This window comes from Delftia tsuruhatensis NBRC 16741, from assembly GCF_001571325.1.
GTDB classification, from domain to species: Bacteria; Pseudomonadota; Gammaproteobacteria; order Burkholderiales; family Burkholderiaceae_C; genus Comamonas; species Comamonas tsuruhatensis.
The window spans coordinates 42,086-54,814 of sequence record NZ_BCTO01000068.1; the positions used below are offsets into that span (position 1 = coordinate 42,086).

General features: G+C 67.5%; 15 protein-coding genes. 11 read left to right on the top strand and 4 right to left on the bottom strand.

The features are described 5' to 3' along the window. Window positions 1-17: 17 nt before the first annotated feature. Window positions 18-971 (bottom strand): ribosome biogenesis GTPase YlqF, encoded by a 954-nt coding sequence (gene ylqF / locus DTS01S_RS25870; protein ID WP_016453899.1) that lies wholly within the window; start codon window positions 969-971, stop codon window positions 18-20. A 168-nt stretch (window positions 972-1,139) separates the two neighbouring features. Here ylqF and DTS01S_RS25875 point away from each other — a divergent pair, with 168 nt between their 5' ends. Continuing rightward, complete coding sequence (locus tag DTS01S_RS25875; protein ID WP_013803403.1) at window positions 1,140-1,382, top strand: hypothetical protein; 243 nt, start codon at window positions 1,140-1,142, stop codon at window positions 1,380-1,382. 2 nt (window positions 1,383-1,384) lie between these two features. Further along, complete coding sequence (locus DTS01S_RS25880; protein WP_017405583.1) at window positions 1,385-1,597, top strand: oxidoreductase-like domain-containing protein; 213 nt, start codon at window positions 1,385-1,387, stop codon at window positions 1,595-1,597. 7 nt (window positions 1,598-1,604) lie between these two features. On the opposite strand, the gene gshA is transcribed toward DTS01S_RS25880, so the two are convergent. From gshA to DTS01S_RS25895, 3 genes are all read right to left on the bottom strand, one after another. Next, the gene (gene gshA / locus DTS01S_RS25885) at window positions 1,605-3,134 is read right to left on the bottom strand and encodes a glutamate--cysteine ligase (protein WP_017405584.1); all 1,530 of its coding nucleotides are present in this window, start codon (window positions 3,132-3,134) and stop codon (window positions 1,605-1,607) included. 266 nt (window positions 3,135-3,400) lie between these two features. Then, on the bottom strand, window positions 3,401-4,312 hold the full coding sequence (locus DTS01S_RS25890; RefSeq protein ID WP_016453901.1) for an SDR family NAD(P)-dependent oxidoreductase: 912 nt from the start codon (window positions 4,310-4,312) through the stop codon (window positions 3,401-3,403). Window positions 4,313-4,887: 575 nt separating this feature from the next. After that, window positions 4,888-5,313 carry a hypothetical protein gene (locus DTS01S_RS25895; RefSeq protein ID WP_016453902.1) on the bottom strand — a complete coding sequence of 142 codons (426 nt, stop codon included), beginning with the start codon at window positions 5,311-5,313 and terminating at the stop codon, window positions 4,888-4,890. 156 nt (window positions 5,314-5,469) lie between these two features. On the opposite strand from DTS01S_RS25895, the gene DTS01S_RS25900 reads away from it, so the two are divergent. The 9 genes from DTS01S_RS25900 to tolA all read left to right on the top strand — a co-directional run bounded on the left by DTS01S_RS25900 (window position 5,470) and on the right by tolA (window position 12,232). After that, window positions 5,470-5,784 (top strand): 2Fe-2S iron-sulfur cluster-binding protein, encoded by a 315-nt coding sequence (locus DTS01S_RS25900; RefSeq protein ID WP_016450460.1) that lies wholly within the window; start codon window positions 5,470-5,472, stop codon window positions 5,782-5,784. 212 nt (window positions 5,785-5,996) lie between these two features. Next, window positions 5,997-7,118: a bifunctional 3,4-dihydroxy-2-butanone-4-phosphate synthase/GTP cyclohydrolase II gene (gene ribBA, locus DTS01S_RS25905; RefSeq protein ID WP_061289589.1), complete on the top strand. Its 1,122-nt coding sequence runs from the start codon at window positions 5,997-5,999 to the stop codon at window positions 7,116-7,118. Between the two features lie 3 nt (window positions 7,119-7,121). Continuing rightward, window positions 7,122-7,592, top strand: coding sequence for a 6,7-dimethyl-8-ribityllumazine synthase (gene ribH, locus DTS01S_RS25910; protein WP_016450458.1), 471 nt, complete (start codon window positions 7,122-7,124; stop codon window positions 7,590-7,592). Continuing rightward, entirely contained in the window at window positions 7,589-8,179 is a 591-nt protein-coding gene (nusB, locus tag DTS01S_RS25915) for a transcription antitermination factor NusB (RefSeq protein ID WP_016453904.1), read from the top strand. The genes ribH and nusB overlap by 4 nt, the downstream gene beginning before the upstream one ends. Window positions 8,180-8,294: 115 nt before the next feature. Next, the gene (locus DTS01S_RS25920; RefSeq protein ID WP_061289592.1) at window positions 8,295-9,479 is read left to right on the top strand and encodes a pyridoxal phosphate-dependent aminotransferase; all 1,185 of its coding nucleotides are present in this window, start codon (window positions 8,295-8,297) and stop codon (window positions 9,477-9,479) included. 12 nt (window positions 9,480-9,491) lie between these two features. Then, window positions 9,492-9,908, top strand: coding sequence for a tol-pal system-associated acyl-CoA thioesterase (gene ybgC / locus DTS01S_RS25925; RefSeq protein WP_016450455.1), 417 nt, complete (start codon window positions 9,492-9,494; stop codon window positions 9,906-9,908). After that, complete coding sequence (gene tolQ / locus DTS01S_RS25930; protein ID WP_016450454.1) at window positions 9,905-10,609, top strand: protein TolQ; 705 nt, start codon at window positions 9,905-9,907, stop codon at window positions 10,607-10,609. Before ybgC ends, tolQ begins: the two co-directional genes overlap by 4 nt. Before the next feature lie 30 nt (window positions 10,610-10,639). Then, window positions 10,640-11,065 carry a biopolymer transporter ExbD gene (locus DTS01S_RS25935; protein ID WP_016453907.1) on the top strand — a complete coding sequence of 142 codons (426 nt, stop codon included), beginning with the start codon at window positions 10,640-10,642 and terminating at the stop codon, window positions 11,063-11,065. 24 nt (window positions 11,066-11,089) lie between these two features. Beyond that, a complete protein-coding gene (gene tolA / locus DTS01S_RS25940; RefSeq protein WP_017406058.1) occupies window positions 11,090-12,232 on the top strand; it encodes a cell envelope integrity protein TolA in 1,143 nt (380 codons plus the stop codon). The last annotated feature ends 497 nt before the right edge of the window (window positions 12,233-12,729 follow it).

Genomic DNA, 12,729 nt, shown 5'->3' on the forward strand with positions numbered 1-12,729 from the left:
GGTATGCGGGCGCCGGTTCAGGGCGCGCTTTTGCGCTCGCGCGGCGGCCGCTTGCGCGCCTTGACGGCGTCCTTGCGCGCCTGGCGCTCGGCATCGCGCTGCTGGCCCACGGCCAGCCATTGCGCGTACTCCTCGGGAGTCTCCAGCGTGATGCGGCCCAGGACCGCTGCGCGGAAATCCGTGAGCACCAGCTCGGCCGCCTTTTGCACATTGACACGTCCGCCGCCCATCATGGCGCCGCGGCGCCGGCCGATGGCGTCCAGCAGCTCGTCGTCGTGCAGGGCGGCGATGCGTTCGTTGTCCAGGCCCAGCTTGTAGCGCGCCTCCAGCATGTCCGCGTAGTTCTTCTGCAGATAGCCCAGCAGCTCCAGCGCCACCAGTTCCTCGTCATAGGCGTTGCGGCCGACGGCGCCGCTGGCGGCCAGGTTGTAGCCGCTTTGCTCGACGATGATGCGCGGCCACAGCATGCCGGGCGTGTCCCAGAGGTAGAAGTCGTCGGCCAGCACGATGCGCTGCTCCAGCTTGGTGATGCCGGCCTCGTCCCCCGTCTTGGCCTGCCGCTTGCCGCTCATGGAGTTGATCAGCGTGGACTTGCCCACGTTGGGGATGCCGCAGATCAGCACGCGCATGGGCTTGGCCATGCCGCCACGGTTCGGCGCCAGCAGCTTGCAGGCCTCGATCAGCCGGCGCGTGGGCGCGGGCTCGGAGGCGTCCAGCGCAATGGCGCGCGTGTCGCTCTGGGCGTTGTACCAGTCCAGCCACAGCGGCGTGCGCGCGGCATCGGCCAGGTCCTGCTTGTTGAGCACCTGCAGGCGCGGCTTGTGGCCCGTCAGCTCCTGCAGCAGCGGGTTGCTGCTCGACCCCGGCAGGCGCGCATCCAGCACTTCGATGACCACATCGATTTCCTTGACGCGCTCGGTGATCACCTTGCGCGTGAGATTCATGTGACCGGGGAACCACTGTATGGCCATGGGATTACTTTCTGGGAAACGGGGGGACTGGCAGGGGCGCAAGGATAATTCATGGCTTGCGCAGACAGGATGCAACAACGCGCGGCGCCCCGGCGCAACCCGCAGACTTCCATTTTTTCTTGCGCAAGCCGCAATTGTCCCCCGCTTTTACGCCCAGCCTCACTGCCCATGTCCTTGCCCGATACCCCCTCGTCCCGCTCCGCCTCGCGCAAGGCAGACATCGAACTGCTGATCAAGGGCGTGACCTGCGCCGTGATCGGGCTGGTGATTCTGCTGGCGCCACAGTTCATGGCGCCCGGGGGCATCGTGCAGATGATGGCCCAGTCGTACCTGGTCGGCTGGTTCGCCCTGCTGCTGGGCACGGCCTTCATCGTGCTGTTTGCGGTGCGCCGCAGCAAGGCGCGGCGCTGAGCATGGTGCAGGGGTCGCTGGAGCAGGCGCTGTCGCAGATCCAGCTGTGGCAGCAGCGCGCCCAGGCCGCAGGCATTGCACTGCGCCCTGCGCCGCCCCAGCCCACGAGCTGCTGCGGCCGCGGCTGCAACGGCTGCGTCTGGGAGGGCTTCTACGACGCCGTGCTGTTCTGGTGCGAGGACGCAGGCCAGGCGCTGGGCGCCGGGCGGGGTTGAAGCGCGCTCAGCGCAGGTTCTCCGGCGCCATGTAGCGCAGGCGCCATTCCTCGAACGACAGCGTGTCCGCGGCCTCGATGTCGCGCTGCTCCTGCACGGACTGCGCCGACCATTGCTCGAAGCGCTGCTGCTGCGCCTGGCTCCAGGGCAGGGCCAGCAGCGAGTCGCGGGCCTGCTCGGACCGGGCCAGCGTGAAGTTCGCAAAGCTGTTGCCGTATGCGCCCGTCAGCTCGCCCAGCACATGGGCCGACGGCGTGCGCTCGGGGTGCTCCAGGCGCTCCAGCGCCTGGGCCAGGGCGGTGCTGTAGTCCTGCGTGCCGTGGGTGCTGTCCAGCGCCTGGGCGTAGGGTCGGCACTGGTCCAGCACTTCATGGGCCCAGTCGCGCAGCGGCACTTCTCGGCCGGCGCGCACCAGTTGCAGGCCCGGCTCGCGGCCGCGCTCGGCCGTCAGGTGCTGGTTGTGCTTGAGTTCCGCGATCTCGTCCGGCGTATCCGGCGGGCTGTCGGCGTTCAGGCAGTGCAGCAGGAACACGTCCAGCATGCGCATGGTGGGCGCGGCAATGCCCACGTCCTCGAAGGGATCGAGGTCCATCAGGCGCACTTCCACATACTCCACGCCGCGCTCGCGCAGCGCGTGCAGCGGGCGCTCGCCGCGGCTGACGGTGCGCTTGGGGCGGATGGTGCCGTAGAACTCGTTTTCGATCTGCAGCAGGCCCGTGCCCAGCTGGTTGTAGTCGCCGCCCGGGTTGCGCACGCCCAGCATCTCGTAGGCGGGATAGGGCTGGGTCAGCGCGTCGTACAGCGAATTCGCATAGCCTTCCAGGCCGTTGTAGCTGACGTTGATGCTGGCCTGCGCATCGCTCTGGTAGCCCAGGCGTCCCATGCGCAGCGAGGTGGCGTGGGGCAGGTACAGCGCCTGGCCCGTATTGCCCAGCGGCTGCAGCCGGTGCTCGCGCCCCTCGACGAAACAGGGACACAGCGCGGGCGACGCGCCATACAGGTACAGCAGCACGAAGGCATGGCGCCGGAAATTGCGGATGAGCGAGAAATACTGGTCGCTGGTCACGCCGGGCAGCGACCAGTTGTAGTGGATGCCCGAAATCGTCTGCATGCGCCGGCCATAGCGGTGGCCCAGCCCCATGCGGTACACGCTCTTGGAGCGGCCCGAGTGCGAGGAGCCGTAGCGCGCCAGCGGAATCGTCTCGTCCGTGGGCAGCTGGCAGGGCATGCTGGACGACCACAGCATCTCGCCACCCGCATCGCGCAGGCTGCGCAGCACGAACTGGTGGATCTGCACCAGCTCGTCCAGGCATTCCTGCACGCCCAGCCGCGCGCCGGTGATCAGCTCGATCTGCGATTCGCTGTAGTCGGTGGTGATGTGCGGATGCGTGAGCGCCGAGCCCAGCGCCAGGGGATGCGGCGTCAGTGCCAGGCTGCCGGAAGGCAGCACGCGCAGGCCCTCCTTTTCTATGCCACGGCGTATGCCCTTGAGCCGCTCAGGACCGGGAACCGCCATGGATGCCTGCGATGTTTTCATTCTTGTTTACCGATTCGTTGATGGGCATCGGCCCACACGGAAACCACCAGGATTCCCGGCGGACCCGACCCGGACGCCGAATGATAGAGAAACGGCAGGAAACGCGATGGCGCCTGTCCGCTTAACCACGCGTTTTGGCCTGTTGCCCCGCATGGGATCGCCGCGAGCGAAAGGAATATGTCAGAGTTTTGCCCTCCCGGCCGGCGCTGCCTTGATACCGGGCAAGGGCAGGCCGGCCAGCGGCGAAACCTCTGGCCGGCCCCTGGTCATCGACGGGCTGCAGCCATGGCCTTGCCCACTTCCAGCGTGCCCTGGGCGGCGCCGCTGGCGGGCACCTGTTCGCCGCTGCGGTCCAGCACCTGGGCCAGCTGCGCGGCCAGCTGTTCCGGCACCTGCTCGCCCTGGCCCAGGTAAACGCCTTCGGTCAGCGTGATGAAGGCGGCCTCGAAGCCGCCCGCGCCTGCGCACAGCGTGGTGCGTGTGGGCGCACTTTCGTGGGCCAGCACCAGCATGGCGGGCACCACGGCCTCGGGCTTGAGGGCGGCCAGCACGGCCTCGGGCATCAGGCCTTCCGTCATGCGGGTGGCCGCCGTGGGTGCCAGCGCATTCACATGGATGCCGTGCTTGGCGCCTTCTATGGCCAGGGTCTGCATGAGGCCGACCTGGGCCAGCTTGGCCGCGCCATAGTTGGCCTGGCCGAAGTTGCCGTACAGGCCCGTGGACGAGGTGGTCATCACGATGCGCCCGTAGTTCTGCGCCTGCATGTGCGGCCACACGGCCTTGCAGCAATGCGCGGCGCCCATCAGGTGCACTTCCACCACCAGGCGGAAGTCGTCCATGCCCATCTTGGCAAAGCTCTTGTCGCGCAGGATGCCGGCGTTGTTGACCAGGATGTCCACGCGGCCCCAGGCATCGACGGCCTGCTGCACCATGGCCTGCACGGCCTCGAAATCGGTGACCGATGCACCGTTGGCCAGCGCCTGGCCGCCCGCCGCGCGGATCTCGTCCACCACGGCCTGGGCCGCCGTGGCCGAACCGCCGCTGCCATCGACCGCGCCGCCCAGATCATTGACCAGCACCTTGGCGCCGCGCGCCGCCAGCGCCAGCGCATGCAGGCGCCCCAGGCCGCCGCCGGCCCCCGTCACGATGGCCACGCGGCCTTCAAACTCAATCGCCATGGAGATGCTCCCTTTGTGTCGTTGGATGCCGGTTGCGCCCTCCGGATGGCAGGGCACCGGCCACCCAGCAATGTAGACGGACGCCGGCCGCATTCCGGTTGCCGAAGCGACTGCGGCAGGCCCGCCGGCCTTGTCCCCATCATTTCGTGACAAGCCTGTGGAAAACCATGTGCAGGCTCGGGACTGGCTGGTTAAGTAATTGTTTTGATTAGATTTTTTCGTTTTGCCTATTTTTTAATCAAATCCACAAGTCGTGTGCCCGACTTATCCCGCCTCACCCTGAACAATCTTGTGAACAACTTTCACGGCGGGCGGGATAAGAAACGCAAGTCATTGATTCAAAAGAGAAACAGGAGGAACGCTTAAAAAATAGGCAGAAGACCCCGGATTTTCGGGCCGCGTCCCGCTTATCCACCGCGCAACCCGCATGTACGCATTTACCCCCATTCGTACTGGACAAGCATGTGGACAAGCCGCCAAAAATGCCGAATTCGCAACATAAGTCATTGATTTGACAAACAAGCCAGCCAATTGCTCAAAAAACAGGCAAACCTGTGCGTCGCAGCCGGACGCGTTCAAACGCCTTGCGACCCGCTCCCCTCACAGGCCTCATCACGCGCATGCGCTGCAAGCGCCCCGCAGACGGCACCGGCAACCAGGGGAAAGACATAGACGCCGAGGGATTTGGGAAACGGCGTGCCGGAGGTCGCTGAAAAGCATGCCGCCAGTGCGGCGACACCGCTCACCGCACCCAGCACGGCGCCGAACTCCCTGGTGCTCAGTACCTGGAGCAGGCCCCTGAGAGGCCAGCCGACCACATAGATCACCCCCGCCAAAGCGGCAGGAACAGCACCTATGCCATAGCCGAACACGACGAGCAGCCAGTTCACCGGCAGGACCGGCGCACCGTCCGCGCCCACAAGCATCACGGTCAGCACGCCCACACCGGGACCGACCAGCAGGAAAACGAGCACAGGCAGGAGGTAGGGCTTGATATGCATGGCGCCAAGCCTAGCGCACCGCTGACCGCTGCCCGGGAGACCCACCTCAACCCGGCCCCTGGTGCCAGACATTGCCTGATATAGGCCCGATACAGAGCCCGATACAGGGTACAAACACCCTTCGCCCCACAGAATTGCAGCCCCCCCTTGATAACCATGAGCCAGGATTCCCCCGCCTCCTCCCCTTTTTCCCCGCCCTTCTTCACTGCCCGCCTCACGCCCAGCGGTCTGCAGGTCGATGCCTGGGCCGACCAGCCGCTGTTGCACTCGCTGGAGCAGGGCGGCGTGGACTGGCCCAGTTCCTGCCGCAACGGCACCTGCCGCACCTGCATCGGGCAGTTGGTGTCGGGCAGCGTGCGCTACGAGATCGAATGGCCGGGCGTGACGCGCGAGGAGCGGGCCGAGGGCTGCGTGCTGCCCTGCATCGCCTATCCCGAAGGCGATGTGGTGCTGCAGGACCCCGGCCCCTGAATCCGGCCAAAGCCCGCGCCGCCTGCGGCCGATGGCCGCTGGAATAGAATGTGCGCTTTCGCAAGGTCATTCCGGGTCATGCCGATTGCCGACAGCGGCTGCGCCGCGCCACACGTTCTTTGGAAGCCCACTTCTGACGCCTGCCAGGCCGAGGAAGCCGGCGCGTGTGCCGCGCCCCGTCCGCACGACCCGGCTCCTCCAGAAGGCACTCCATGAACAACTCCACGTCCCCCGTGCCCATCTCGCCGGTGGAAGACATCATTGCCGACATGCGCGCGGGCCGCATGGTCATCCTCGTCGATGAGGAAGACCGCGAGAACGAAGGCGACCTGGTGCTGGCCGCCGACCATGTCACCCCCGAGGCGATCAACTTCATGGCGCGCTTCGGCCGCGGCCTGATCTGCCTGACGCTCACGCGCGAGCGCTGCGAATACCTGAAGCTGCCGCCCATGGCCGCGCGCAACGGCACCGTGTACAGCACGGCCTTCACCGTCTCCATCGAAGCGGCCGAGGGCGTGACCACCGGCATCTCCGCCGCCGACCGCGCCCGCACCGTGCAGGCCGCCGTGGCCAAGGACTCCAAGCCCACGGACCTGGTCCAGCCGGGCCACATCTTCCCGCTGCAGGCCGTCGACGGCGGCGTGCTCATGCGCGCCGGTCACACCGAGGCCGGCTGCGACTTCGCCGCCCTGGCCGGCTGCAGCCCCGCCGCCGTGATCTGCGAGATCATGAAGGACGATGGCACCATGGCCCGCCTGCCCGACCTGCAGCTGTTCGCGGCCGAGCACGGCCTGAAGATCGGCACCATTGCCGACCTGATCCAGTACCGCAGCCGCAACGAATCCCTGCTCAGCAAGGTCGGCGAGCGCCCGCTGCAGACGGCGCATGGCGAGTTCATCGCCCATGCCTTCCGCGACCTGCCCAGCCAGTCCGTGCACCTGGCCCTGGTCAAGGGCCAGTGGGATGCCGACACGCCCGTGCCCGTGCGCGTGCATGAGCCGCTGTCCGTGCTGGACGCGCTGGAGACCGGCCGCACCCTGCATTCCTGGAGCCTGGACACCAGCCTCGAATACATCGCCCGCCAGGGCCACGGCGTGGCCGTGCTGCTCAACTGCGGCGAAAGCGGCGACCAGCTGCTGGCCCAGTTCGACGGCAGCGCACGCGCCGCCCAGGCGCCCGAGCGCGGCCGCATGGACCTGCGCACCTATGGCGTGGGCGCGCAGATCCTGCGCGAGTGCGGCGTGCAGCGCATGCAGCTCATGGGCCAGCCGCGCCGCCTGCCCAGCATGGCCGGCTACGGCCTCGAAATCAGCGGCTACATCCCCAAGGAATAAGAAATGTTGAACGCAGAAAAGGGCCAGGCCCTGAATCTTGATGGTGCGCAACTGCGCATTGGCATCGTGCAGGCCCGCTTCAATGAAAGCATCACCAACAGCCTGACCCAGGCCTGCCGCGAAGAGCTGCTGGCCCTGGGCGTGCAGGCCGGAAACATCGACCACGTCACCGTGCCCGGCGCCCTCGAAGTGCCCGTGGCGCTGCAGGCGATGGCCGAGTCCGACCGCTACGACGCCCTGGTGGCGCTGGGCTGCATCATCCGTGGGGAGACATACCACTTCGAGCTGGTGGCCAACGAATCGGGCGCGGGTGTCACGCGCCTGGCCCTGGACTACCAGCTGCCGATCGCCAACGCGATCATCACCACCGAGAACACCGAGCAGGCCATTGCACGCCAGACCGAAAAGGGACGCGACGCGGCCCGGGTCGCCGTGGAAATGGCCAACCTGCTCCAAACCATTGACCGACCATGAGCGACGAACACTCCACACCGGCCTCCGCACGCCCTCCCCGCCAGAGCCGCACCGGCCTGACCAGCACCGGCGCGCGCAAGGCCGCCTCCAAGTCCAACCGCAGCCGCGCGCGTGAATTCGCGCTGCAGGCCCTGTACCAGCACCTGGTGGGCGGCAACGACGTGGAGGCCATCGACCGCTTCACGCGCGACCTGTCGGGCTTTCACAAGGCCGACTCGGTGCACTACGACGCGCTGCTGCGCGGCTGCATCAACTCCCAGGTGGACCTGGACGCACTGATCGCCCCCAAGCTGGACCGCACCATGGCCGAGATCTCGCCCATCGAGCACGCCAGCATGTGGATAGGCGTCTATGAATTCCAGCACTGCATGGACGTGCCCTGGCGCGTGGTGCTCAACGAGTGCATCGAGCTGGCCAAGGAATTCGGCGGCACCGACGGCCACAAGTACGTGAACGCCGTGCTCAACGGCCTGGCGCCCACGCTGCGCGCCGATGAGGTGGCACACGACCGCGCCGCAAAGAGCAGCGCAGCGCCTGCTGCACCGGCCGCGCCTGCGGCCGACGACGCGGCCGGCCAGGCCGGCTGAAGCGCGTCCTGCCACGCGCCTGCATCCACCGGGGCACAGGCCCCGCCGCATCCGGCCGTCCCTGGCCCGCCCGCGCCTGCCGGGCGCGGGCGCCTCTTTCAGGATTTCACCCGTCATGAAGTTTTCGACCCGCGCCGACCGCATTGAGCCCTTTTACGTGATGGAGATCGCCAAGGCGGCGCAGGAGATGGCGCGCGGCTGCGCGGACAGCGACACGCCGATGATCTTCCTGAACATCGGCGAGCCCGACTTCACCGCGCCCCCGCTGGTGCAGGAGGCTGCGGCCCGTGCCGTGCAGGACGGCGCCACGCAGTACACGCCGGCCCTGGGCCTGCCCCAGCTGCGCGAGCGCATCAGCCACTGGTATGCGCAGCGCTTCGGCGTGGATGTGCCGGCGCGGCGCATCGTGGTCACGGCCGGCGCCTCGGCCGCGCTGCAGCTGGCCTGCCTGGCGACCATCGACGCGGGCGACGAAATCCTCATGCCCGACCCCAGCTATCCCTGCAACCGCCACTTCGTGAGCGCAGCCGAAGGCCGGGCCGTGATGGTGCCGACCACGGCGGCCGAGCGCTACCAGCTGAGCGCCGACAAGGTCGAGGCCGCCTGGAACGAGCACACGCGCGGCGTGCTGCTGGCCTCGCCCTCCAACCCCACCGGCACCTCGATTGCGCCGGCCGAGCTGCGCCGCATCCTCGACGTGGTGCGCGCCCGGGGCGGGCTGACCATCATCGACGAGATCTACCTGGGCCTTTCGTACGATGCGGCTTTCGGCCAGACCGCGCTGGCGCTGGGCGAGGACGTGATCAGCATCAACAGCTTCAGCAAGTACTTCAACATGACGGGCTGGCGCCTGGGCTGGATGGTGGTGCCCGAGGCCATGGTGCCCGTGGTCGAGCGCGTGGCGCAGAACCTCTTCATCTGCGCCAGCACCGTCTCGCAGCGCGCCGCCCTGGCCTGCTTCGAGCCCGAGTCCATTGCCGAGTACGAACGCCGCCGCGCCGAGTTCAAGGCCCGGCGCGACTTCTTCATCCCCGCGCTCGAGGCCCTGGGCCTGCCCGTGCCCGTGCAGCCCGACGGCGCCTTCTACGCCTGGGCCGACTGCCGTGCCGCTGCCGCCAGGCTCGGCGTCCAGGGCAGCTGGGACTTTGCCTACGCCGTCATGGAGCGCGCCCACCTGGCCATCACGCCGGGCCGCGACTTCGGCACGTTCGAGACCGCCGACTTCGTGCGCTTTTCCACGGCCAACTCCATGGAACAGCTGCAGGAGGCCGTGCGCCGCCTGCAGCGCCTGCTGGCCTGAGGCCCGCCGCACATGGCCTTCGAATTTCCCATCCGCGTCTACTGGGAGGACACCGATGCCGGCGGCATCGTGTTCTACGCCAACTATCTGAAGTTCTTCGAGCGTGCCCGCACCGAGTGGCTGCGCGCCCTGGGCATAGGCCAGCAGCAGTTGCGGGAACAAACGGGCGGCATGTTTGTCGTAACCCAGGCCCAGCTGCAATACCTGCGGGCGGCCCGGCTCGATGACCAACTCCTTGTTACCGCCGAGCTGCAAAGCAGCGGCCGCGCTTCGCTGACAATACGCCAGCAGGCGCTGCTGGCATCCGCCGGCGATGGCAATGCGCCGCCGCCCCTGTTGTGCGAAGGCACGATCCGCATTGGATGGGTGGATGGCTCGACCATGCGCCCCGCAAGAATTCCGAACCGCATCCTGGAGCAACTCTCATGAACTCCCATGACATGTCCATACTCAGCCTCGTGCTGCAGGCCAGCTGGGTCGTGCAGCTGGTCATGCTGATCCTTGTGGGCGCCTCGGTGGCCAGCTGGGCCACCATCTTCCGCAAGTCGCAGACCTTGAAGCGCGTGCGCACGCTCAACGACGGCTTCGAGCAGGACTTCTGGTCGGGCACCAGCCTCAACGATCTCTATGCCTCGGCGGCCCACCACGCCAAGCAGGGCGGCCCCATGGAACGCATCTTCGCCAGCGGCATGCGCGAGTACCAGAAGCTGCGCGAGCGCCGCATCGCCGATGTGAACCAGTTGATGGACGGCACGCGCCGCGCCATGCGCGCCAGCTTCCAGCGCGAGATGGACGAGGTCGAGTCGGGCCTGTCCTTCCTGGGCACCGTGGGTTCGGTCTCTCCCTACGTGGGCCTGTTCGGCACCGTCTGGGGCGTGATGCACGCCTTCACCGGCTTTGCCAACATGGAGCAGATCACGCTGGCCACCGTGGCCCCCGGCATTGCCGAGGCGCTGGTGGCCACGGCCATGGGCCTGTTCGCCGCCATCCCGGCCGTCACGGCCTACAACCGCTACGCCCACCAGATCGACCGCGTGGCCAGCCAGCAGGAAACCTTCATCGAAGAGTTCTCCAACATCCTGCAGCGCAACGTGGGTGCGACCGGCTCCAGCACCCCGTCAGGCCATTGAAGTCGCGCACAGTTTGCAAGGAGTGAGCACATGCCCGCAGTAGCCTCGCGCGGCGGCCGCAGCCGCCGCACCGTCAACGAGATCAACATGGTGCCCTTCATCGACGTGATGCTGGTGCTGCTCATCATCTTCATGGTGACAGCGCCCATGCTCACGCCGGGCTCCATCAACGTGCCCAGTGCCGGCAAGGCCGCGCGCACGCCCCCGAAGCGCGCCGACGTGATGATCGACAAGGACGGCGGCATCCGCATCAAGGCCGGCAGCACCGACAAGACCGTCACGATCCAGGAACTGGGCGCGGTCGCCAGGAGCTGGCAGGACCAGCAAAGCGACGACAGCGCCGTGCTGATCTCGGCCGACAAGAAGCTGCCCTTCGAGACCGTGATGGCCGCCATGTCGGCCCTGCAATCGGCCGGCGTCAAGCGCGTGGCCTTCGGCGTCAAGTCCTCCCAGTAAGCAGCGCCGCCCGCCTTCGACTCCATGCCCAACCTGCAAGACCACGACCAGTTCGCACCGCCGCGCACGCGCGGCCGCACCCGTTCGTGGGCCATGGCCGTGGCCGCGCACGGGCTGCTCGTGGCCGCCATGCTGTGGACCGTGCGCCCCCCGAAGCAGGCCGACGAGCCCATGGTCGAGGCCGAGTTCTGGTCCACGGCCGCACCGGCCCCTGCCCTGCCCGTGCCCGCGCCGCCCCCGCCACCTGCGCCCGAGCCCGTTCCCCAGCCGCCACCGCCGCCGCCCGCGCCGGTGATTGCGCCGCCCCCACCTCCCAAGCCGCAGGCCGTGGACGACGACCGCGAGGCCGAGATCGCGCTGGAGAAGAAGCGCAAGATCGAGCAGCAAAAGAAGGAGCGCGCCGAACAGGCCGCCCGCGAGCAGCGCGAAAAGGAACGCCAGGAGCGCCTGGACAAGGAAAAGGCCGAGAAGGCGGCCAAGGACAAGGCCGAGCGCGAGAAGGCGGAAAAAGCCGAGAAGGACCGCCGCGACAAGCTCGAGCAGCAGAAAAAGGACAAGGCCGAGCAGGACCGCAAGGAACGCCTGGAGCAGCAAAAGAAGGACAAGGCCGAAAAGGAAAAGGCGGACAAGGAAAAAGCTGCCAAGGACAAGGCCGAGCGCGAGAAAGCCGAGAAGGCGGAGAAAGAAAAGGCCGCCAAGGCAGAAGCCGAGAAGAAGGCCGCCGAGGACAAGCGCAAGAAGGAACAGGCCGCCAAGGAAGCGCGCGAGGCCAAGGAAGCCGAGGCACGCCGCCTGGAGAACATCCGCCGCATGCAGGGCCTGGCCGGCAGCGGCGGCTCGGCCGGCGAAGGCGCCGGTGGCAGCAAGAGCGGCGGCTCGGGCAGCTCGGCCGGAGGCCCCTCGGCCGGCTATGGCGCCAAGGTGGCCGCGCGCGTCAAGCCCAACATCGTCTACCCGGACGCCATCAGCGGCAACCCGCGGGCCGAGGTGCGCGTGCGCACCGCACCCGATGGCACCATCACCGGCGCCACCATCGCCAAGTCCAGCGGCAACAAGGCCTGGGACGATGCCGTCATCCGCGCGCTGCAAAAGACCGAGACGCTGCCGCGCGACATCGATGGCCGCGTGCCTTCGGACCTGGTCATCGGATTCCGCCCGCAGGACTGAACGGGCACAGGCCCTTCATCAAAAAGCCCCGCCGGCACCTGCCTGCGGGGCTTTTTCCATCTTGCGTTGTATGCAATCCGCCACGCGCCTGCGACTTCGCTTGCGGCACCGGCCGCTTGTCCCTAGCATCCCCGTCTTTGCCGCATTCGCGGCTCCCGTCCACCATCGCAAAGGAGAGAACCCATGTCCCATTCGACACGTCCCTTTGCAGTCGTGCACGCTTGAAGCCCTAGCGCCTCCAGGCCACGCTGCAGACCTGATTCCCGGCCCCGCAAGAGGCCCGGCTTTCGGCTGCGCGTGCGCTTTTCCTGATGCCTGTCCATCGAGCTTGCGGCGACTGCCCATTGCGCATTCCGCATCTGCCGGAATGTGCCCCAAGCACTCGATCGAAAGCCATTCATGGGCAATTCCATAGTATTCCGTGGCGCAAACGCGGCACCCGCAATCACTCAAGCCAGAGACACCGAGGAAGGGCCGCCCCGCACCGAGGGTGTCGT